This is a genomic window from Acidobacteriota bacterium, assembly GCA_022340665.1.
Taxonomy (GTDB): Bacteria; Acidobacteriota; Thermoanaerobaculia; order Thermoanaerobaculales; family Sulfomarinibacteraceae; genus Sulfomarinibacter.
This window is the reverse complement of record JAJDNM010000147.1, coordinates 28,736-49,504: the sequence shown is the minus strand read 5'-3', so window position 1 is coordinate 49,504 and position 20,769 is coordinate 28,736. Positions and strand designations below refer to the sequence as shown.

The window sequence follows — 20,769 nt, the reverse complement described above, 5'->3', positions numbered from 1 at the left end:
AAACGGGTGCTGGAAGACAACGCCGACGCACAGGCCGCATTCGACCGCGTCGCTCGATTGTCGATCGAGTCCTTCAGGGTCGGCGTTGCCGACGGAGTCGAAGTCGATGGTTGGCTCATCAAACCACCTGAATTCGACCCGGCGAAGAGTTATCCCCTCCTGGTATATGTGTATGGCGAACCCGCGGGCCAGACGGTCGGCAATCAATGGGGGCGGAACACCGGTATGTGGCACCTGATGCTTGCCCAGCGCGGGTACCTGGTGGCGAGCCTCGACAACCGCGGCACGCCGGCACCTCGCGGCCGTGAGTGGCGCAAGTCGGTTTACCGACAGATCGGAATTTTGGCATCAGCCGACCAGGCGGCTGGAGTGCGGGCGATGATCGACCGATGGCCGTTCATCGACCCGGACCGTGTCGGCGTATGGGGATGGAGCGGCGGTGGCACAATGACGCTGAACGCGCTCTTCCGTTACCCGGACATCTACTCGGTCGGCCTGGCGGTCGCCTCGGTCCCAGACCAGAGGCTCTACGACACCGTTTATCAGGAGCGCTACATGGCGTTGCCCGAGATCAACGAACAGGGCTATTTCGATGGCTCTCCCATCAACCACGCCCACCGGCTCGAAGGCAATCTCCTTCTGGTTCACGGCACAGGGGACGACAATGTGCACTACCAGGGCGCCGAGAGGCTGATCAACGAGCTCGTGAAGCACGACAAGCAATTCGAGATGATGGCGTATCCGAATCGGTCGCACGGCATCTCCGAGGGCGAGGGAACAACAATGCATCTCTACACCCTTCTCACCAGGTATCTCGAGGAGAACCTCGAACCGGGATGCCATGCACGGCCCGATCCAGAGGCTATTTCGCTGCTCGGAAAGCCGCTCTCTCCACAGCCGGCGGCACCCGAAGCGATGGCGGATTACGATGTCGGGCGCACTGAATGGAAGAAATCACCCAGGGACGCAGAGGTCGATCTCACACGCATACGAAATTAGGAACGAGGAGATCCCTTCCTCTCTCCCACGAGTTGGAGAACTCGCATGAGACAGGGTTACAGATTATGATTTCCGCATTCGCATCGAGTGATTGAAGGAGACCTCGTGCTCGTCAGATTGGCCCAGCACAGTGCAGAGTTCATCAGACGAACGCTGCCCGACCCGTTCGTGTTCGCGGTGTTGTTGACCGTCATCACCGGAATCGCAGCCGTTCTGTGGGTCGGAGCCGGTCCGCTCGAGGTTCTCTCAGGCTGGTACGACGGATTCTGGATGCTGCTCGAGTTCGGCATGCAAATCATCCTGATCCTCGTCACCGGATACGCTATCGCCCTGTCTGCGCCGGCCGCCCGCCTCATCGACCGACTGGCTCTCAAGATCACCCGTCCCGCCTCGGTCTACCTGACCGTGCTCGTGGCGGGCGAGTTGCTCAACCTCGTGAGCTGGGGATGGATCGTTCTGGCGGCGGTCCTCGGCCGCGAGCTGGCCATTCGTGTGCGTGGCGTTCACTACCCATACCTCATGGCGTGTGTCTTCGTATCGAGTGGATCGTGGGTGACCGGGTTTTCGAGCTCGATTCCCCTGATGCTCAACACGCCCGACAACTTTCTCATCGAGAGCGGCCTCCTGTCCGCCACGATACCTGTCAGTACGACCCTCGGCAGCCCGCTCAACCTGACAGTCATTGCCCTCTACGTGGTCGGCGGGCCGCTCGTGATGTGGCTCCTGAGACCGCGTGGTGCAGCCGTCGAAATCGATGATCTGCGAACCGGCCCGGGACCCGCAAAGGAATGGACGGTGGCCGAGGAGGCCGAGGCTCTCAGAGATCCCGAGCCCATTCTCTCCGACAAGCTGAACCACAGCGCCGTCCTGCAGATGTTCGTCGTCGCAATGGGCCTTGCTTACATCGTCACGCACTTCATTCGTCGAGGCTTCGACCTCAACCTCAACCTCATGATCTTCATTTTTCTGATCTTCGGCATGTTGCTCCACCGCACGCCGATCGCATATGTCACGGCCATGGCCCGCGCCTGCTCGAACATCTCGGGGATCGTGTTTCAGTACCCGTTTTACGCGGGAATCATGGGCATCATGATGGCGACCGGTCTGGGGACGGCGATCGCAGAGTGGATGACATCGTATGTGACCCTGAAGACCCTTCCGTTGGCCGCTTTTCTCCTCGGTGGAGCGGTCAACTTCTCGATTCCGTCGGCCGGCGGTGAATGGGCGGTCATCGGGCCGCCGTTGATCGAGACTGCTCGTGATTTGGCCGGGCAGCTGAGTGCGGCAGAGTTCAACTCTCAGGTCGGCAGAATCGCGATGGCCGTGGCCTACGGCGAGTCGCTCACCAACCTCCTGCAGCCCTTTTTCCTGCTCACCATCCTCCCCGTGATGGGTGCCGGAATTCGTATCCAGGCACGCGACGTCGTCGGGTATTTTCTGCTGCCCTTCCTGATCTTCTTCGCCATTGTCGGGGCGTTGGTGACCGTGTTTCCGTTCTGAACCCGGATGGGTTGCCTCTCGTCACCAGTACCACACGAGCTGCGCCGAGATGCCGGGACCCGAGGAGAGGTACACGCCGGGCACCTCGGTTGCGCCACCGCCGAACTCGGTGCCGTTGGCTCCGACCGGCAGGTTGAACGCGCTCCACAGCAGGAGGTTCTCGCGAAGGTCGTTCTGGAAAACCACCTGGATCAGCGCACTCGGATCCGTCAGGTTGACGAAGGCGTTCGGAGTCACCTGGAAGAGCGGCGTGACCTCGACCGTGGCACTGAGCCCCAGGTAGTGGCGCCCGAGGTTGAACAGCTCCCCGCGGGAAATGCGCGCGATCAGATCAGGGTTCTCGGTCAGACACATGAGGGAATAGCAACCGTCGGAACGCCCGAAGCCGTTGGCATAGTACTCGGCCGCGCCGCTGAAATTCCTGCCGCCCCACACCCACGAGTACGAAAGACTCGTCACCAGTGAGAGAACGGTGTCGTCATCGGTAAAGGTGAGCACCACATCACCACGCCACACCGCCCCGCCGATACTTTGATTCATACCAAACCCGGCGAGCGCATCCCCGAAATGTTGTGTAATGAGGGCATCGTACTCGCTGCTCGAGGCCATGTGGTGGTACTTGAGGGCGAGCGAGCTCTGGTCCGCCTCGACATCCCCCGTGAAAGGGTCGCGACGAAAGACCATCACGGTCTGGGCGTCGTCGCCATTCGAGAACAGGTACTGCCCGTAGAGCAGATCGTCGCCGGTCTTGTACTCCTTGTCGACCGCAGCCGGGTCGAATGGATTGAAGATGTCCATGACGTTGAAGATCAAACCGTTGCCCCAGGTGATCGCCTGCCGGCCGAATTTCACCACCACGCGGTCGGACGTATACCCCACTGAGAGCCGATCGAGCCGGTGAAGGACCGCTGTCTTCCCGGAGTCGGTGAAGACGTGAGTTAGATCGAAAAGTCGGGTGCGATCGTCCGGCAGATGGGGGAAGAGGGCCCCCAGATTTGCCGGGAGCCCTCGAGTGAACTCGAGGCGGTCCGCGTACAGACCGATCAGCTGATAGTCGATGTCGAGGCTCCAGCGACCGCGCCGGAGGTCAAACACCAGGCGTCCGTCGACCGAGGAATCAACCGAACTCGAACCGAAGATGTCGTTGAAGGCACTATCGTCTGCATAGGTCGTGACCGCGATCTGAGGACTCAGGCGACCACTGAGATCGAAGTCCGTATCACCCGCGCGGACCACTCCCGCCGATGCGATCAGGCATCCGATCATGACCGCGATTCCGAGTCGCGAAGGTTTCACCACCGGCCTTCAGGCGGCTTCCTGTTCTTCGTCCCCAACGATGCGACCGTCGAGCATTCGAATCACTCGCCGCGCGTACCCCATGACGCGCCGGTCGTGGGTCGCAATGACGAAGGTGGTGCGGCGGTTCTCGTTGAGCTCGACGAAGAGCTCCATCAACTGGTCGGCTGACTGAGAGTCGAGGTTGGCAGTCGGTTCGTCGGCGAGCACCAGGGCCGGACGGGAGACGATAGCGCGGGCGACCGCCACCCGCTGCTGTTGACCACCGGACATCTCGGCGGGGCGGCGGTTCTCGAGGCCGCCAAGGCCAACCTCCTCCAGGATCGCCAGAGATCGCTCTCGACGTTCCTCGGCGCGGATGCCCTGGACCTCCATCACGAACTCGACGTTTTCCCTCGCGGTCAGTACCGGAATCAGGTTGTATGCCTGAAAGACGAACCCGATGCGATGGAGGCGCATCTCCGCCAGATCGCCCTTGCCCAGATTGTCGATGCGATCGCCTGCGAGCCAGATCTGACCGCTGTCCGGGGTGTCGAGGCCTCCGATGGCGTTGAGGAGGGTTGTCTTCCCGCCGCCTGAAGGAGCGGACAGGCATACAAATCCGCCGTCGGCTATTTCGAGATGAACATGGTCCAGGCCGGTGACTTCTACCTGCCCCTGACGATAGGTTTTGCAAAGGTCTACACAGCGTACTGCTTTCATGATCACACCCTCGTAATGGCCCGCACCGGGTCCAGCTGCGACGCCCGCCAGGCTGGTGCCAGGCTGGCCAGAAATCCGAGCACGATGACGATGACATTGGCGAGAACGACGTCTTTCAGGTAGAGCGCAGGATAGATGACGCTCGAGGAGCCGAAGTACTCCATCCCCTCGCCGACGATGGAGACGTCGATGCCCCCCTGGAGGGGTTCGATTGTGGCCCATGCCGCCAGATTGCCGACCGCCAGGCCGATGACCAGCAGGAGGAAAGACTCCGCCAGGATCTGGGTGAGGATGCTGCGTGGCGTCATCCCGAGCGCGAGCATCAGACCGATCTCGCGCACACGCTCGAAGACAGCCATGACCAGGGTGTTGACGAGGCCAAACGAGAGCGCCAGAAATACGACCACGATCCACACCACGACGAAGCCGTCCATCACGGCCAACATTGACCCGAGGTAGGGATCGAGCTTGTTCCACGGCAGAACCTCGAGCCCGGGCCCGGCCGCGTCGGCCACCATCCGGCGCAGCCCCTCGACGTCACGGTAGTCGGTTCCCAGGACCGCCACCTCGGAGATCGCATCTCCCACTCCGAGAAGATCCTGTATCGCTCCCTCGCCGCTGAACACGAGCCCCTCTTCGAACTGTACGAGTTTGGAGTCGAAAATGCCGACGATGCGGAAGCCTCGGTCGGCGATGTCGTTCTCCCGGTCCTGGGTCATGATCACGACCCGTTTGCCGAGGCCGGTCTCCAGCTTTTCAACGAGTTTGCGGCCCACGACCAGGCCCCGGTCGTCGCGTGACTCCAGGAATCGTCCCTCCGTCACGTCTTCGGCAACGAAGCTGATGTCTCTCTCCCGTTCGGGTTCGACACCGACCAGCGTGACGCTTCGAGTATCACGTTCAGATGAGATCACCGCCGGAACCCGTATTCGCGTCGCCCATGCGACGACCTCCGGGCGGTTCAGAACCTGGAGCAGATTCTCGTCCGGTGGCGCGATCATATTCGAAACCGTTGGATCGTCACGGAATTTCGGGTCGTGGATCTGGACGTGGCCGGGAATTGCGCTGATGCCATCCTCGACCATGTTGTCGACCATGCCGCGCATCAACGCCGTCATGAATATCATCGCCCACACGCCGACGGCGATCGCAGCCAGCATAATCAGCGTGCGACGGTGATTTCGCCACAGGTTTCGCCAGGCGAGACGGAAGACGATTCTGAACCTGCCCATCAGACTGCCCTCATGGCCTTGACCGGCTCGACGAAGTGAAGTTTGAACGCCGGGTAAAGCGTGGAAACAACGCTCGCGATGAAAACGATTACAGGTCCCAAGAGCAGCCCTACGAACGACACCTGCGGATAGACGCGGCTCGGGAGGTTGAACTTCCCGGCCATTTCCTCCATCCCTGGATACGAGAACCCGTGGTATCCGAGCCAGAGCACCAGGGCAGCGCCCAGAACTACCCCCAGAACCAGACCGACGGTGCCCATGAGGCCGGATTCCAGCAGCACCAATCGGCCGAGCCGGCCCGGCTTCACACCAAGGGCCATGATGATGCCAAACTCCTTCGTGCGTTCGAGGACTGACATCAGCTGGGTGTTGAGAACGCTGAATGCGACCAGCACGATCAGGATTCCATACATGAACCAAGCGCTCGTGAAATCGGCCTGAATGGCCTGCTTGAGACCCGGCAGAAGTTCATCCCAGTCGTGAACGACGAGCCCCGAGTCCTCTGGCAAGAGAGCCTCGACCCTCGAGCGGGTTTGACCGACCTGGATCAGACCAGGGGCCATCACGACCACCGCATGTCCCGCGCCGTCCATCGCGAAGACGTCGTCGAAGAAACCGAGGGGCACCTCGGCCAAGCTGCGGTCAAGATCCTCCATGCCGCTCTCGAAGATACCGACGATGGTCACAACCGCGGCTGCAAAGGACCCGTCTCGGCCGTTGCCTATGAAGGTCAGTTCGTCTCCCACCCCGACCTGGAGGTTCCGCGCCAGCACGCGACCGATGACGATTTCCTCGGCGAGGTCGTCATCGAGGAATCTGCCGTCCTTGACCAGTCCGGGCAAGCTCGAGACCCGGGGCTCGAAGTCCGGCTCCACACCCGTGATCTGCAGCCCGTAGCTTCTGTCGGTACTCGATATCAAGGCGAACGCCGAGGCTCGCGCAGCCACTCCGTCGCTCGCGAGACCACGCCGCAGATCGTTGGCGAGCTTCTTCACCTCCGGTACCACCTGCCGCATCCTGTGATCGTCGATGTAACCGGGCGCCTGTACCTGGAGATGACCGGTCTGGGCCCGGAGGGTGTTGTCGATCATCATCCCGTACATCCCGACCTGGAGAGAGATCATGAATACGAGAAGGACATTGGAAAAGACCATCGCACCAACCGTCAGCCAGGTCCGGCGCTTGCGTCTCCAGAGGTTCCTCCAGGCCATCTTGAGCGTAATGTTCATCGCTCAATCACGCGGGTTTCGAAGGTTGGAGCGGGTGAACACGTTGTCGGCGATCTCGACGCCGAACTTCACACTGTCGATGCGGAACTCGGTCCACTCGTCTTCGGTTTCCGCCTTCGCCATCCTCTGGCGGACAGCGATCGTGCGCCCATCCATGACTCCGATTTCGAGTGTACGGAGAGTTTTCACCAGAACGCCATCCTGGTCGTAGTACTCCTGCGACAAAAGGACATCGTCGTCGCGGATCCGCAGGACCTCTCTGCCCCACACCACGGCCGCCTCTTCGTGGGGGATTGCCTCGATCACGTGAACGGTGTGTCCATCTGATTCCTCGGTGCCGACCAAGGTGTGATCGTACTGGTCGACTATGTCGTCGGCACGCGAGACATCTTTGTTGGAAAAGTCCGAACCCATCCAGCTCTGGCCCATCAACGACGACGGAATCTTGATCACCCGATTGACCTTTGGCGCGAACGACCACATGTTGTCGCCGACCGTCAGCGTGCCGTTTCCAGCGTCCTTCTTTGGCGCGGTAATCCGCACCAAGGTTTTCGCGGTTCCCAGAGTCCAGGCCCGCATCGACATCGTTCGCTCCCACGAAGGACGGTGAATCGTCATGGACATTTCACCGTAGGAGGATTCGCCGCGCCAGTTGTCGATCGCAGCGCGGACGATCTCCTTCGCATCCTCGGCACCCGCAATCGAGGCCGTGATTCCAGCCATCGACAGAGCGGCGCACACTACTGCTTTGCGAATCATATTCACTCCACTTGTCCAACTTCCGATTACGGCGGCGACTCCAGCATGCGTCGAAAAATGCCAAAAACCTGGTCGAAGATCCGTTCCACCTCTACCTCACCCAGCCGCTCCCAGTTTTCGACCACCCAGCGATCTCCGGCCTCATCCGCTCCGACCAGCAACGCCTGGAGCAGTCCGGCCGGAAGATCGTCGCGCACGGTCCCGACGGCCTGACCACGTTCGATCAGCTCTGCTTGCCACTGCCTGGCTTCTGCGAACTTCTCCGACAGCGCATCCAACACTCCGGGAATGTCCGGCGGGTTGTACATCAGACGGGTGAAACCGACCAGCCAGGGGTTTGCACGGATTCGTGATCTCATCTCGCGCATCAGAGCTTCGAGGCTCGGCCAGAAGTTCTCGGCATTGAATTCCTCGAGGTCGAATTCCTCGATAGGCAGGAAGATGGCCCAGGCAAGATCGGCCACGGTACTGAAAAGATCTGCCTTGTCGTCGAAGTAGTAATAGAACGAGCCCTTGCTCATCCCGAGGCGATCGAGAAGTTGGTTGAGCGAAACACCCTGGTAGCCTCGCGATGCGAACTCCATCGCCGCCGTTTCGAGTATGCGATACCTGGTATCGACGTCAAGATTTGCAAATCGGGGCCGTGCCATTTCGTGTCCTCAAAATCCCATACGAATCCTCGACCGAAAGGTTTTACCTCATGGTTAGACCAGATGGTCGAACTATTCAGTATAATGTAAATTAGCGGAGCCGATCCGTCAAGGGCCTTCTGGATCCCATTGGCCGCCGTTGCATTATCTCCCCCATGGCAAGAGTGATCGAACGGCGCGACCGAATGATGCCAGCGCCTTCTGCGAGTAAACATAGTTGACCATCAATCCGCACGATTCGCCGAGACCACGCTCGGAGGTGTTGGCGGCGAAATTGACGTTGTTGCGTGACACTCGCGCACCATTTCCGAGGTGAAAGCCGGCGACGGGGTTGAGCGGCCTGCCACGCGGGTCTTCCTCGTGTTCGATATAGGTGAAGGCAAGCTCGCCCAAAGGCTTTCGCAGGTGCTGAGGAAAGACCGGATCGTCGATCCAGTCTGATCGATCGAGCACCGAAATCAAGATTTCCGCGAAATCCCCCGGCTCACCTCCGAGTTCGCTGTGTCGACCGATGATCGCATCCTGGCACTTGACCGAAAACACCTTGAGGGCGTCTGCTCGCTTGATGGCGAATTTCTCATCCCGGCCCTGGAGAATCGGACGGAGGTAACGAGGCCAGAATCCCGGGATAGGGCTGAGGGTGGCGTAGGTCTTGAGCGACGGATGGCGCTCCCTGAGAGCCTCTGTGACACGCATGATCAACACTTTGCCGAGGCCGAGGCCGGCAAGCCCGATCTGCGTATTGTTGATCGAGTAAAAAATCGCCGTGTCGGGCGAACTGACTTGTTCCCGCGCCGAACCGCTGTCATCTATGACATCGTGAATCGAACCCATGAGTCCGCGGCTCAGGGCAACCTCGATGAAGACCACCGGTTCCTTGGGCATCGCGACGTGGTACAGGGCGAAGCACAATCTGTCCTCGCCGAGCCTCTGACCCATTTCCTCCAAACCAACCATGGGATGGACCATCTCCCGTTCCTTGAGAAATCGGATGGTCTCGAAGGGCGCACTGAGATCGATCTCCTCGAGGAACAGGAGCCCATGCTGGCACCAGCGGTTGAGAAGATGCGCGACGTCTTCTTCGAGAGCCTCCAGCCCCTTTTCGCCCAATCGCTGAGCATCGATGACCTCCGCGCGGAGCGCGAGCACGAACTCCATCCCGCCGGTGGTATTGATCAAGGCTTCCAAAAGACGCTGCCTCGGCGACGCGATCGCCTTTCTGAGCTCACGCACATTTTCATTCCAAGCGACACAATCGTTTTCTGTTGCCTTACGAAGGTTGGCCATCGGTTCCTCGAGCGTGTCGAGTCCAACCTCGAACTGCCCGGATAACCAGTGGAAAAGTTCGAGACGTTGTTCCGACGCGAGCTCTTCATATCTCTCGCGGAAACGCTCGAGCAGACTCCGATCCGTGCCGTCGCCGAAAGAAAAGCGCCGTGCCAGCGTCACCACCTGCCGGACTTTCTTCTTCATTTGTCTCGAGTTTACAGGACCATCCAAGCGCTCCCTATCCCTATCTCGCTCCCACTCTCGAAGAACTGAAAATCAAAGGTTGACAGGTCTAGCTTCGGAGCGTATTTTAATAACCAGTTAGTTAAAATAACTGGTTAGTGGCAACTGCTGATGAATGAACGACAACCGCAGACACGTCAAAAGATCCTCGACGCCGCATCCAGCGTCTTCGCCGATGAGGGTTTTGCCGGTGCACGGGTGGACGTGATTGCGCATCGAGCTGGCGTCAACAAGGCCATGCTCTACTACCACATTGGCAACAAGCAGGCTCTTTACGCCGCTGTTCTGAGCCGCAACTTCGATCGAATCGAGGAGGAGCTCAACAGGACTCTGGTTATGGGTGGTTCCGCGCGCGAGCAGCTGCAAGCTCTGATCACAGGCATGGCTCGGACCCTGGAGTCTCTTCCCGACCACCCACGAATCATGTTGCGGGAGTTCGCCTCCGGCGGTATGTACCTTCAGCCCGAGGTTTTCGAGCGGATGGCGAGGCTACTGGGAACGGTGCGAGACCTGTTGACCGACGGGGTTCGCCGCGGAGAATTCCGCGCCACTGACACCGTGATGACACACCTCGTACTGGTCGGCGCATCTCTTTTTCTCAGCGCCGTCGCGCCCCTCCGAAAACAGGTTTCCACAATCGATCCGGGAATCGAATTTCCTCAAGGCGCCGATCTGGGCGAGTTCGTCGCCGATCTCCTCCTCCACGGCATTGCCATCGAGCGAATTGGAGAATCTACATGACTCGAAAAAATTCCATCTACCTTGCGGCGCTCGCAGCTTCTTTGCTTGCCGTCGGATGTCGAGACACCAACAACGACGGGGCGATTTACGCCTCCGGCCACATCGAGGCGACCGAGGTTCGCCTGGCGTCAAAAATCGGCGGCCGGCTTCTCGAGGCTCCTCTCGAGGAGGGCGACATCGTGACGACCGGCGACCTGGTTGCCCGCATCGAGACCATCGACGCCGAGCATCAGCTGGCCCGGGCGCGGGCCAACGCCGAGGCGGCTGATGCCCAGCTCCGCCTTCTGCTCGCCGGCACCCGAGCCGAGGATCTCCGCCGGGCCGAGGATCAGCTTGCGCAGTCTCAGGCCGAGCTCGACGCGGCGCGCCGTGATCTCGACCGCCTCGCTGGCCTCGCCGAGCGAGGCACGGCGACCGAAAAGTCACGCGATGATGCCGCCACTCGTCTGGAGGTTGCGGAACGCTCCGTCGCCGCGGCCAGGGCACAGCTCGACAAGCTGGTAGCCGGACCTCGCCGGCAGGAGATCGAGGCCGCCCGCGCTCAGCGCGCGTCTGCGGAAGCGATGGTGGCGGCGGTCCAGCAGCAGATTTCTGATGCAACCGTCGTTGCGCCATCGGACGGCATCATTACATCGCGGATCGCGGAGCCGGGCGAGGTACTCCCCCCAGGAGCCACTATCGCGGTTCTCACAGACATCGGACGGCCATGGCTGACCGTCTGGATCGACGAGCCGAGCCTTTCACAGGTAACGCTCGGCCAGAGAGTGACCGTTCACATCGACGGAACTGACGAGAGCTTTGAAGGCGCCGTTTCGTTCATCTCGTCGGTGGCCGAGTTCACACCCAAGAACGTCCAGACTCCCGATGAGCGCGCCAAGCTGGTCTTCCGGATCAAGGTACGACTGGACAATCCAAAGGGAATCTTCAAGCCCGGGATGCCAGCCGACGCCTACTTCGGTTGAGAGGGCAGCGTGACCTCAGCCTCTCTGCTCGAGGTGCGAGATCTGGTGGTCTGCTACGGGAACCACGAGGCCGTGCACCGTGTATCCCTCGAGGTGAGGTCGGGCGAAGTCGTGGGCCTCATCGGTCCCGACGGCGCCGGCAAGACCTCCACATTGCGCGTCCTCGGAGGACTGCTGCAAGCAGATTCCGGATCGGCGACCGCATTTGGCGAAGACTGCTGGCGCGAGCGAAGGAGTCTCCACACTCGACTCGGCTATCTCGCGCAGCGATTTGCCCTCTACGGCGACCTCACCGTAGACGAGAACATCCAATTCTTCGCCCTCATGTACGGTGTTCCCGATTGGCGGACACGCCGGCGAAAGTTGCTCGAACTGGTCGGCCTGGCCCCCTTTCATGATCGCCTGGCCGACCGCCTCTCCGGAGGCATGAAGCAGAAGCTGGCCCTCGCCTGCACACTCATCCACTCACCCCGCGCGCTACTCCTCGACGAGCCCACGACGGGCGTTGACCCGGTGACACGACGCGAGTTCTGGCGACTGCTCGCCGATCTCGTGAGCGATGGATTGACCCTCCTGATCGCCACGCCGTACCTCGACGAGGCCGAACGGTGCACGCGAGTGCTGTTGATGCACGAAGGCACGATTCTCGCGGACGCGCGACCGCAGGAGATTCCCGACCTGATGCCCGGCACGGTGATCGAGATCACCGCGAGCCCTCGCGCAGCGGCAATCGAAGCCCTCAGAACCCTGGACTCGGTCGTCGACGTCAGCGTCTTTGGAACGACTCTCCACGCCCACCTCGTCGGAGCAACCGACCCCGGGGGCTCGATTCGCGAGGCGCTCGCCAGAAGGCAGATCGACGTCGAATCGACCCGCGAGGTCCCCGCCGGTCTCGAGGACACCTTTCTCTACCTCACACGGACCGCGACCGCCAGTCACGCAACGGAGGCATCATGGAGCTGAAAACCCCTTTCCTCATCCTGGCATCCGTCACCGCACTCGCCGGGGATGCGGCCGGCGTTGAAACACTGACCCTCGACGCCGAATCCGCAACCAGGATGGCCATCGAGGCGTCGAGGCTGACATCCGCCGCTGAAGAGCGAGTCGAGGCCCGACAATCCTCGGTCAAAGCCGCCGACGCAGCCCGCTTGCCGGTCGTCAGTATCAGTGCGGTAGTCGAGCGGCAGAATTCCGTCCCCGAGTTTGCCGCACCCATCAACGGCCCTACCGAGCCACCGGTTGTGATCTTTCCAAGCATCGAGAACACGTACAGCGCCGACCTGTCGATTTCTCAGCCGATCTACACCGGCGGCGCGATTACTGCAGGCCGCGACGGCGCACGGTTCGACGAGACGGCAGCCACGTGGTCGCAGAAGCTGACTGCCCTCGATTTGTCAAGCCAGGCGCGCAGGCTCTACTGGGCCGCGGTCGCGGCGGCGGCCGGTGTCGACGTCGCCGAGGCGCAGATCACGCGCACGCAGCGTCTCCTCGACGACGCCCGTGCCCTGCGCGCAGCAGGTATGGCAGTTAACGCCGATGTGTTTGCTGCCGAGGCACGGTATTCCGCAGCCGAGGTCGATCTCATCCGGACGCGAAACGAAAAAAAGCAGGCCTTGGCGCGTCTCGGGTCTCTGCTCGGAATCGACACGACCGTTGCTTTCATCACTCTCAAAGACGCCAGAACCGAACACGTTCCCGCCTCTCCACGCGCTCTGGCCGACCTCGAGCGCGCGGCCCTCGAGAATCGGCCCGAGCTCAGGATCACCGATGCTCGAATTGACGGTCTCGGCGTCCAGGCCCGGGCGGTGAATTCGAACCGAAAACCGGCGGTGGCCGCAACTGGCCAATGGCTGGTAGCGCGCCCCAACCATCGTTTCCTGCCCCTCGAGGACGTCGTCAACGACTCCTGGCGAGTCGGTGTCGGCGCCAGTTGGCAGATCTTCGATGGAAGTCGGACCAGAGAACAGGTGGCCACCGTCCACGCCGAACAGCGCGCTCTCCAGTATGACCGTGGCGAACTCGAGCGCCAGATCCTCCTCGAGGTTGCGACCGCGCGCCTGCAACTCGAGTCGGCCCTTGAAGCGGTTGTATCGGCCGACGCCGCGGCGGATGCCGCGGTGGCCTGGGAGGAGGCGTCGAGTGAGCGATACTCCGCCGGCCTGGCGATGCTGTCCGAGCTACTCGATGCCCAGGCCGACCTGAGCGCCGCTGAGGTTGCGCAGGTCAAGACCCGTGCTGGCGCCTGGATGGCCGAGGCGGCACTCCTGCGGGCGGTGGGTCAGTGACCACGGCTTCCGCCGCCACGGCCCAACCCGAGATCATGGTCTCGGCAGATGGGCTGACCCGCCACTTCGGGGATTTCGTAGCTGTCGACCACGTCTCCCTCGAGGTCGCTCCAGGAGAAATCTTCGGCTTCCTCGGCTCCAACGGCGCCGGAAAGACCACCGTCATTCGTATGCTTTGCGGTCTGCTGGCACCCACTGAGGGTCGGGGCACGGTGGCCGGATTCGATATCAATACCCAGGTGCCCGAGATCAAGATGCGCATCGGATACATGTCGCAGAAGTTTTCGCTCTACAGCGACCTCACGGTGGACGAGAACCTCCGCTTCTGGGGCGGGACGTACGGGCTCTGGGGCAAGCAGTACGACGAACAACGGCTATGGGCCCTCGACCTCACCGGACTCGAGTCACGACGCCATGCGATCGTCGCCGATCTGCCCGGCGGCTTTCGGCAACGGCTGGCCCTTTCGTGCGCCCTTCTTCATCGCCCACCTGTGGTATTCCTCGACGAGCCGACCGGCGGCGTCGATCCGGAGGCGCGGCGCCGATTCTGGGACCTGATCGACGACCTTTCGGCGGAGCGAGTCACGGTCTTCGTCACCACCCACTACATGGACGAGGCCGAACGCTGTCACCGCGTCGCCCTGATGCACGCCGGGAAGCTGCTCGCGGTCGACACTATCGCACAGCTCAAGAAGATCTTCCCCTCCGGGTCGGTGCTCGAGATCGCGTGCCGCGACGCGCCCCGCGCCCTCGAGCACCTCGAGAATCTTCCGGGCGTGATCGACGCGGCCCTCTTTGGGAATCACCTCCACGCGGTTGTCGACCGGCCAGAATTGGGACGGACAATCGCCGACCAGCTCGACGCCGCGGGCTTTGCCCCAGTTGAGCTGAGCCCCGTGTCGCCATCGCTCGAGGATGTCTTCATCCGTTCGATCCGAGAAGCCGAAATCGAGTCATGATACGTCGCGTCCTCGCAACCGCGGTCAAGGAGCTTCTTCAGCTCAGGCGCGACTGGCGCACGGCGCTAGCGCTGCTCGCGATGCCGATGATCCTGCTCCTGATTTACGGCTTCGCCCTCAGCTTCGACGTCACCGATGTCCGGCTCGGCATTGTCGACCAGTCGCGAAGTCAGGCCTCCCGCCGGGTCGTCGAGTCCTTCCTCAAGAGCGGCTATTTCGTTCAGCGTGCGGCCCTCGATGACACGCGCCCACTCGACGAACTCTTCACCTCCGGGGCCATACAAGCCGCGCTGGTCATCCCCGCTGAATTCGCATCGCGGACCGCGGACCACAGACCAAGCGCGATACAGTTCATTCTCGACGGTTCCGACGCTCAAATGGCCAACACCGTTCTCGGCTACGCGCGCCAGATCGTCGCCTCCCAGACCGGAGCAGTCTACGGCATTGAGGTGCAGGTGCCGTATGAGACGAGGCCCCTGGTCTGGTACAACCCCAACCTGAACTCGACCATCTTCCTGGTGCCCGGCCTACTCGCCTTCATCCTCATGGTGTCGTCGGTGATCGCCACCGCCCTTGCTGTTGTTCGCGAGAAGGAGCGCGGAACCATGGAATCGCTGCGTGCCACTCCGATTCGCGCCATCGAGCTCCTCCTCGGCAAGACCCTGCCCTATTTGCTGGTCGCCTCGGTATCGGCCACCGGCTCGCTCTTCCTGGCCTGGTCTCTCTTCGACGTGCCGGTCCGCGGATCACTCGTGTGGTTGGCCGCGGTCACACTTCTCTTCCTCGCTGGCGGACTCGGCTGGGGTACCTTCATCTCGACTCTTGCCGACAATCAACAGCTCGCTTTCCAGCTCGCCTTGCTCTCCTCGATGCTGCCCACCCTTCTCCTGTCTGGCTTCATCTTTCCCATCTCATCCATGCCCAAGGTTCTGCAGTTTGTGACCCTCATCGTCCCAGCCCGTTACTACATCACCGCCCTTCGCTCGATCGTCCTCAAGGGCGTAGGTCCCGAAATGTGGTGGCTGCAGGCCGTCGCCCTCGCCGTCTACGCCGCCGTTGTTCTGCTGCTCGCCACCGTACGCATGGTCCGGAGTCTGTGATGCGAATGCTCGTCAATATGCTGGTCAAGGAGCTCATCCAGCTGCGGCGGGACCCCAAGACCCTGGCGGTGCTGTTCATCGCGCCGATCGTTCAGCTGACCCTCCTCTCCTACGCCGCCACCACCGACATTCGACAGATTGCGCTGGCGGTGTGCGACCTAGACCGATCATCGGCAAGCCGTCAACTCCTCCGACACTTCGACTCCTCAACATATTTCAGGCGTGTCGCCTCGGTGAGTTCTCAAAATCAGCTGGATCCGCTCTTGGCCAGCGGAAAGGCGCGGGTCGGCATCACCGTTCCGGCCGGATTTTCGGCCGAGCGCATCGCGGGTCGCACCGGCAATGTACAGGTGGTCGCCGACGGGTCAGACCCAATGGTCGGCACCCTCGGACTTGCCTACGCCCAAGGCATCCTGATGACGTCAGCCGAGGCGTCAGGTGCGGGCACACCGCTCGAGCTTCTGCCCACGGTTCTGTTCAACCCGGACCTCATCAGTCGCTACTTCATGGTTCCGGGCGTTCTCGCCCTGCTCCTGGTCGTCATGACCATGATGCTCTCGTCGATGGCCATCGTTCGCGAAACCGAGCTTGGAACCATGGAGCAGCTGCTGGTGACGCCTCTCACTCCGAGCGCTGTCATTACCGGCAAGCTCGTGCCCTACGCGCTGGTCGGCGTGGTCGAGTTTCTCTCCGCCCTGGCGGTGGTGCTCTTCTGGTTCGAGGTGCCTTTGCGGGGATCGTTCTGGACCCTTTGCCTGTTGACGGCGCCGTTCATTGTCTGCTGCCTCGGCCTGGGCCTCCTGGTCTCCACGCTCTCACGCACCCAGCAACAGGCAATGATGATCTCCGCATTCGTCTTCATGATGCCGCAGATCTACCTCTCCGGCTTCGTGTTTCCGATCCAGAACATGCCGCAGGCCTTCCAATGGGCCACATATGCCATCCCGTTGCGGTACTACGTGACGATTCTCCGCGGCGTGTTCCTGAAGGGCGCCGGTCTCGATGTCCTGTGGCCGAGCGGTCTCGCTCTCCTCGTTCTGGCAGTGGTCATCATCACATTTGCTCGCCTCCGTTACCGCGTTCACCTGGATTAGTTCCGTTTTAGAAAAATGGAACCCGGGGTTCCAGTTCGCTGTGGTGATCGCGGCGTGCAGTCCGGGAAGGGTATCGCTTGAGGTGCCGAGGAGCGAGTTTTCGGACGATCTCTCGGTCTCCGCCGAGGGCCGAGTTTTGCTACGCTCGGATCGTTTCGTACAGGATTATCGAGAGCTCGTCGGACCCGCACCGATTCTGGAGGACCAGCATGCGCACGATCATCGAACCTTTCCGCATCAAAATGACGGAACCACTCAAGATTACAACCCGCGACGAGCGACAGCGTGCGTTGGAGGCGGCTCACCATAACGTCTTTCTGCTCGACGCCGAGGACTGCTGCATCGACCTATTGACCGACTCGGGCACCGGCGCCATGTCGACGCAGCAGTGGGCAGCGCTGATGCTCGGTGACGAAAGCTACGCCGGGAGTCGCTCGTGGAAACGCTTCGAGTCGACGGTACGCGAGATTACCGGTATGGACCATGTGCTGCCGACCCACCAAGGGCGCGCCGCAGAAGGCATCCTTGCCGAGACCGTGGTGCGGCCCGGTGACGTCATCCCCAATAACAGCCACTTCGACACCACCCGCGCCAATATCGAGTACTGCGGTGCGGTGGCTCTCAATCTACCCTGCGCGGAGGCCTACGACACGCAGGTGGCGGCACCGTTCAAAGGCGACATGGACGTGGCCGCACTCCGCGCATGCATTGAAGAACACGGAAGGGAGAAGATACCGTTCGCCATGATGACGGTGACGAACAACACCGGAGGCGGACAACCAGTGTCGATGGCCAACCTCCGCGCCGTCAAAGAGGTCCTCGCCGAGCATGAGATCCCCCTCATCATCGATGCATGCCGTTTTGCCGAAAACTCATATTTCGTAGGTCAGCGTGAGGAGGGCTACGCCGACTACTCGCTCCTCGAGATCGCGCAGGAGATGTTTTCGATGGCCGACGGCGCAACCATGAGCTGCAAGAAGGACGGCCTGGCCAACATCGGCGGCTTCCTGGTATGCCGCGACGACGAGTGGGCAACACGGTTTCGGAACCTCCTCATCCTGCGTGAGGGTTTCCCTACCTACGGCGGTCTCGCTGGACGCGACCTCGAGGCGATCTCTGTCGGCCTCATGGAAGCCCTCGACAACGACTACCAGATCTACCGCCACGCGACCGTCGAATACATGGTCGAGCGCCTGAGCGCGATCGGCATGCCGATGGTGCTCCCGGCCGGGGGACACGCCGTCTTCCTCGACGCCCGCAAAATGGTCCCCCAGGTGCCACAGCTCCAGTATCCAGGAATCGGCGTCGTCAACGCGCTCTATCTGGCCGGAGGAATCCGTGCGGTCGAGCTCGGCAGCGTGATGTTCGGCCACACCGACGGAGATGGTATGGAGCAGCCGTCACCGCTCGAGCTCGTGCGCCTCGCCTTCCCGCGCCGGGTTTACACCCAGAGCCACTTCGATTACATCATCGAGGTCATCGACCAGGTCTGGCGAGAGCGAGAGACGATACCTGGCCACCGCATCACGTACCAGCAGGATATTCTGCGCCACTTCACCTGCCATTTCGAGCCTATGTAGCCCGCAACGCCTCCACCTCGTCGATGTGGAGAGGCCCGGCTGCACCCAGGCGGCGTGCGCCGTCGGAGGTGATGACCAAGTCCTCCTCGTTGCGAATGCCTCCGAAATCCCGCCATTCGTCCAAGGCGCCGAAGTCGAGGTCCTTCATCCACTCTGCGACGACCCGCGCAGCAGTGAGGTGAACCTCGCGGGTCTGAATTCCGGGGCCAAATTCTGCTACAGGCGCGTCGTAGGATTCTCGTGGAAACATCGATTTCAACCCCTCTCGAAAAGGCCTACTGCCCGCCGTATCCGTGCGGAGGTTCGCCTTCAATCACTATCAACCGAAGATGCTCCAGCACCCTAGCAGTCACCTGTTCCTGGAATGCAGCGAGCGCGTCCGGCTGCGGCCGCCCGGCGAGAAACGCCGCGGTGTCGACAAAGATCGACTGTTCCAACGAGAGCAGATCGGGCAGATAGCCGGTGCCGTCGGCGTTGACCAGACGGGTAAGGTCCAGGTAATCGCCGATGTGTCCGATCTCCAAAGGCCTGAGAGCCCTCTTGATACGCAGGGACTCCTTCCACAACGGCGCTTCCTCACCTTCGTAGAACGCCGCCGGGCTGCGACCGGCTTCGACCCACAGCGGTATCGCCGCCGCAGTCACAGGCTCTCCGGGAATGACCCACATGGTCGCGGGACGCTGCTCGTTCCCACCCACAATCACCACGGCAGAGGCGGTCGATGGTCGGTTGATGCGGTCACGTGTGTTGATCCAAACCGGGGGTCGCGACTGCAGCGCCGCGACTTCATTCACCCCGACACTGTTGACCAGCGGGTGTCCGAGATCGCGGCTGAAACGGTGCAGGATGACCTCGGGATCCACGCCTCCGGCCTCGAAGGTTCTGAAAAGCTCGGAAGCGCGCTTGAACCGGATATAGCCTTCACCCTCGCCCTCCTCTCCCGAGCGGGCGAAGTTGGTGTTGACGAGGTAGCCGGTTGGCTGGTCCGCAGCGTCGATCCTCTTGAAGCCGTGGTTGTGGACCTCGTATATCGCGGCCCCACCCTCGGCGTCCATGACTCCGATATTGGTTCGGGCGCCGAGCTCGGGTCCCAGATTCGCTTCGATGTAGCGTTCGAAGTCCTCGACCGTCCTGCAGGTGCGGAGGGCATCAGCCTGAATGATGCCCTCGTGGTCTTCGCTTTCACTGGAAAGCGATGGAACGTTGTATGCGACGGTGTTGATGATCGCGAATCCCGACTCGTTGAGTCCGGCGAAACACGAACGGCCCGAACCGGTGCTCGCGTTTGCCAGGCAGAGATAGGCAAACGGCTCTTCGTCGACGTAGATGACCTTGTTGGACACGTTCGATGTGTCGCGGTTCTTCCACAGAATCGGCGTTCCGGTCGCGGAGCCTGCGGGTGCCACTACAGCCGAGGTACAGGCGTCCGCATCTCGTATCTCCGCCGCCGAAATCCACGCCATCACTGTCACGAGACTCGCGCCGACCACCATTCGGTACGCACGATTGATATTCATGAAGTCCACTCCTCGCCAGTGTGTTCAGCTCTCATGAGACCAGCACCGTTACTTCCCGTGACATAGCACCCCTCCGGTCATCCGGGCCGGCGCATCGCCCTGACGATCTGTCGTCAACAAGATGGCTCACCCGGTTTTCTCACCAAGTATTTACTGCGGGCACCGGAGTGGCACCGTGCAAATTTCCCCTGCCGCCCAATTCCGAGGGTCCAGGCCGCCGTAGACGGGATCAACTCTCTGTGACTTCGATCCCGAGCATCTGCACGTAGTCAGCCACCTTTTTAGTCCACACGATGCGGACTCTGCAATCATCCTCCTTCTCCGCGTCACGCAGCACGAAGGTGCCGGTCGGACTCAGGGTCTCTTTGCCGACATACATCCCACCGAGGCCACCATCGCTGGAGTCTCGGAGGGTCAACGGGAAGGACCGTTCATTGCCGCCGCTATTGATGGCGACCAGCTCGACATTTCGGAAGTCAGGAGAACGCTCATCATCTCGCCGCTCGTCACTCATGGCTCTCTCCCTTACGGATCAAGAAAATGACTGTCAGGAGTCCAATAGAACGATACGATGTGCGGGCTATCCATCGATTCGACTACATCTCGTGAGTGCGATTGTAACGCCACCTGGTGAGGGTTCACCCCAATCTGC

The 20,769-nt window shown here is 61.3% G+C and carries 20 protein-coding genes; 10 read left to right on the top strand and 10 right to left on the bottom strand.

The window, feature by feature from the left end; translation table 11 throughout:
* The coding region (locus tag LJE93_16655) for a prolyl oligopeptidase family serine peptidase (protein ID MCG6950545.1) at positions 1–999 on the top strand (999 nt) is incomplete at its 5' end.
* Positions 1,000–1,104: 105 nt separating this feature from the next.
* The gene (locus LJE93_16650; protein ID MCG6950544.1) at positions 1,105–2,499 is read left to right on the top strand and encodes a TIGR00366 family protein; all 1,395 of its coding nucleotides are present in this window, start codon (positions 1,105–1,107) and stop codon (positions 2,497–2,499) included.
* Between the two features lie 21 nt (positions 2,500–2,520).
* On the opposite strand, the gene LJE93_16645 is transcribed toward LJE93_16650, so the two are convergent.
* The 7 genes from LJE93_16645 to LJE93_16615 all read right to left on the bottom strand — a co-directional run bounded on the left by LJE93_16645 (position 2,521) and on the right by LJE93_16615 (position 9,840).
* On the bottom strand, positions 2,521–3,795 hold the full coding sequence (locus tag LJE93_16645; protein ID MCG6950543.1) for a hypothetical protein: 1,275 nt from the start codon (positions 3,793–3,795) through the stop codon (positions 2,521–2,523).
* 9 nt (positions 3,796–3,804) lie between these two features.
* Positions 3,805–4,497, bottom strand: a complete 693-nt coding sequence (locus LJE93_16640; GenBank protein ID MCG6950542.1) for an ABC transporter ATP-binding protein — start codon at positions 4,495–4,497, stop codon at positions 3,805–3,807.
* Positions 4,498–4,499: 2 nt separating this feature from the next.
* On the bottom strand, positions 4,500–5,729 hold the full coding sequence (locus LJE93_16635) for an ABC transporter permease (GenBank protein ID MCG6950541.1): 1,230 nt from the start codon (positions 5,727–5,729) through the stop codon (positions 4,500–4,502).
* On the bottom strand, positions 5,729–6,958 hold the full coding sequence (locus LJE93_16630; protein ID MCG6950540.1) for an FtsX-like permease family protein: 1,230 nt from the start codon (positions 6,956–6,958) through the stop codon (positions 5,729–5,731). The genes LJE93_16635 and LJE93_16630 overlap by 1 nt, the downstream gene beginning before the upstream one ends.
* 3 nt (positions 6,959–6,961) lie before the next feature.
* Entirely contained in the window at positions 6,962–7,717 is a 756-nt protein-coding gene (locus LJE93_16625) for an outer membrane lipoprotein-sorting protein (GenBank protein MCG6950539.1), read from the bottom strand.
* 26 nt (positions 7,718–7,743) lie between these two features.
* Entirely contained in the window at positions 7,744–8,367 is a 624-nt protein-coding gene (locus LJE93_16620) for a TetR/AcrR family transcriptional regulator (protein MCG6950538.1), read from the bottom strand.
* A gap of 144 nt (positions 8,368–8,511) precedes the next feature.
* Complete coding sequence (locus LJE93_16615; GenBank protein ID MCG6950537.1) at positions 8,512–9,840, bottom strand: malonyl-CoA decarboxylase; 1,329 nt, start codon at positions 9,838–9,840, stop codon at positions 8,512–8,514.
* Positions 9,841–9,990: 150 nt separating this feature from the next.
* Between LJE93_16615 and LJE93_16610 the strand changes: the two genes are divergently transcribed.
* The 8 genes from LJE93_16610 to LJE93_16575 all read left to right on the top strand — a co-directional run bounded on the left by LJE93_16610 (position 9,991) and on the right by LJE93_16575 (position 18,600).
* Positions 9,991–10,620, top strand: a complete 630-nt coding sequence (locus LJE93_16610) for a TetR/AcrR family transcriptional regulator (GenBank protein MCG6950536.1) — start codon at positions 9,991–9,993, stop codon at positions 10,618–10,620.
* A complete protein-coding gene (locus tag LJE93_16605; GenBank protein MCG6950535.1) occupies positions 10,617–11,582 on the top strand; it encodes an HlyD family efflux transporter periplasmic adaptor subunit in 966 nt (321 codons plus the stop codon). The genes LJE93_16610 and LJE93_16605 overlap by 4 nt, the downstream gene beginning before the upstream one ends.
* A 9-nt stretch (positions 11,583–11,591) precedes the next feature.
* Positions 11,592–12,545 (top strand): ABC transporter ATP-binding protein, encoded by a 954-nt coding sequence (locus LJE93_16600; GenBank protein MCG6950534.1) that lies wholly within the window; start codon positions 11,592–11,594, stop codon positions 12,543–12,545.
* Complete coding sequence (locus tag LJE93_16595; GenBank protein MCG6950533.1) at positions 12,536–13,867, top strand: TolC family protein; 1,332 nt, start codon at positions 12,536–12,538, stop codon at positions 13,865–13,867. The genes LJE93_16600 and LJE93_16595 overlap by 10 nt, the downstream gene beginning before the upstream one ends.
* The gene (locus tag LJE93_16590; GenBank protein ID MCG6950532.1) at positions 13,864–14,826 is read left to right on the top strand and encodes an ABC transporter ATP-binding protein; all 963 of its coding nucleotides are present in this window, start codon (positions 13,864–13,866) and stop codon (positions 14,824–14,826) included. The genes LJE93_16595 and LJE93_16590 overlap by 4 nt, the downstream gene beginning before the upstream one ends.
* Complete coding sequence (locus tag LJE93_16585; GenBank protein MCG6950531.1) at positions 14,823–15,926, top strand: ABC transporter permease; 1,104 nt, start codon at positions 14,823–14,825, stop codon at positions 15,924–15,926. The genes LJE93_16590 and LJE93_16585 overlap by 4 nt, the downstream gene beginning before the upstream one ends.
* Positions 15,926–17,020 carry an ABC transporter permease gene (locus tag LJE93_16580; GenBank protein ID MCG6950530.1) on the top strand — a complete coding sequence of 365 codons (1,095 nt, stop codon included), beginning with the start codon at positions 15,926–15,928 and terminating at the stop codon, positions 17,018–17,020. The genes LJE93_16585 and LJE93_16580 overlap by 1 nt, the downstream gene beginning before the upstream one ends.
* 209 nt (positions 17,021–17,229) lie before the next feature.
* Complete coding sequence (locus LJE93_16575) at positions 17,230–18,600, top strand: tryptophanase (protein MCG6950529.1); 1,371 nt, start codon at positions 17,230–17,232, stop codon at positions 18,598–18,600.
* On the opposite strand, the gene LJE93_16570 is transcribed toward LJE93_16575, so the two are convergent.
* The 3 genes from LJE93_16570 to LJE93_16560 form a co-directional block, all read right to left on the bottom strand.
* Positions 18,593–18,850 carry a hypothetical protein gene (locus LJE93_16570; protein MCG6950528.1) on the bottom strand — a complete coding sequence of 86 codons (258 nt, stop codon included), beginning with the start codon at positions 18,848–18,850 and terminating at the stop codon, positions 18,593–18,595. The genes LJE93_16575 and LJE93_16570 overlap by 8 nt on opposite strands.
* 25 nt (positions 18,851–18,875) lie before the next feature.
* Positions 18,876–20,117 (bottom strand): carcinine hydrolase/isopenicillin-N N-acyltransferase family protein, encoded by a 1,242-nt coding sequence (locus LJE93_16565; GenBank protein MCG6950527.1) that lies wholly within the window; start codon positions 20,115–20,117, stop codon positions 18,876–18,878.
* Positions 20,118–20,346: 229 nt separating this feature from the next.
* Positions 20,347–20,631 (bottom strand): hypothetical protein, encoded by a 285-nt coding sequence (locus LJE93_16560; GenBank protein ID MCG6950526.1) that lies wholly within the window; start codon positions 20,629–20,631, stop codon positions 20,347–20,349.
* Positions 20,632–20,769 lie beyond the last annotated feature (138 nt).

What these genes read in the sequence shown, in the direction of transcription:
- LJE93_16620 (MCG6950538.1), bottom strand. Translation starts at nt 8,367, where the DNA reads ATGGCACGGCCCCGATTTGCAAATCTTGACGTCGATACCAGGTATCGC.
- LJE93_16625 (MCG6950539.1), bottom strand. Translation starts at nt 7,717, where the DNA reads ATGATTCGCAAAGCAGTAGTGTGCGCCGCTCTGTCGATGGCTGGAATC.
- LJE93_16570 (MCG6950528.1), bottom strand. Translation starts at nt 18,850, where the DNA reads ATGTTTCCACGAGAATCCTACGACGCGCCTGTAGCAGAATTTGGCCCC.
- LJE93_16610 (MCG6950536.1), top strand. Translation starts at nt 9,991, where the DNA reads ATGAATGAACGACAACCGCAGACACGTCAAAAGATCCTCGACGCCGCA.
- LJE93_16595 (MCG6950533.1), top strand. Translation starts at nt 12,536, where the DNA reads ATGGAGCTGAAAACCCCTTTCCTCATCCTGGCATCCGTCACCGCACTC.
- LJE93_16585 (MCG6950531.1), top strand. Translation starts at nt 14,823, where the DNA reads ATGATACGTCGCGTCCTCGCAACCGCGGTCAAGGAGCTTCTTCAGCTC.
- LJE93_16635 (MCG6950541.1), bottom strand. Translation starts at nt 5,729, where the DNA reads ATGGGCAGGTTCAGAATCGTCTTCCGTCTCGCCTGGCGAAACCTGTGG.
- LJE93_16615 (MCG6950537.1), bottom strand. Translation starts at nt 9,840, where the DNA reads ATGAAGAAGAAAGTCCGGCAGGTGGTGACGCTGGCACGGCGCTTTTCT.
- LJE93_16640 (MCG6950542.1), bottom strand. Translation starts at nt 4,497, where the DNA reads ATGAAAGCAGTACGCTGTGTAGACCTTTGCAAAACCTATCGTCAGGGG.
- LJE93_16575 (MCG6950529.1), top strand. Translation starts at nt 17,230, where the DNA reads ATGCGCACGATCATCGAACCTTTCCGCATCAAAATGACGGAACCACTC.
- LJE93_16580 (MCG6950530.1), top strand. Translation starts at nt 15,926, where the DNA reads ATGCGAATGCTCGTCAATATGCTGGTCAAGGAGCTCATCCAGCTGCGG.
- LJE93_16630 (MCG6950540.1), bottom strand. Translation starts at nt 6,958, where the DNA reads ATGAACATTACGCTCAAGATGGCCTGGAGGAACCTCTGGAGACGCAAG.
- LJE93_16560 (MCG6950526.1), bottom strand. Translation starts at nt 20,631, where the DNA reads ATGAGTGACGAGCGGCGAGATGATGAGCGTTCTCCTGACTTCCGAAAT.
- LJE93_16605 (MCG6950535.1), top strand. Translation starts at nt 10,617, where the DNA reads ATGACTCGAAAAAATTCCATCTACCTTGCGGCGCTCGCAGCTTCTTTG.
- LJE93_16565 (MCG6950527.1), bottom strand. Translation starts at nt 20,117, where the DNA reads ATGAATATCAATCGTGCGTACCGAATGGTGGTCGGCGCGAGTCTCGTG.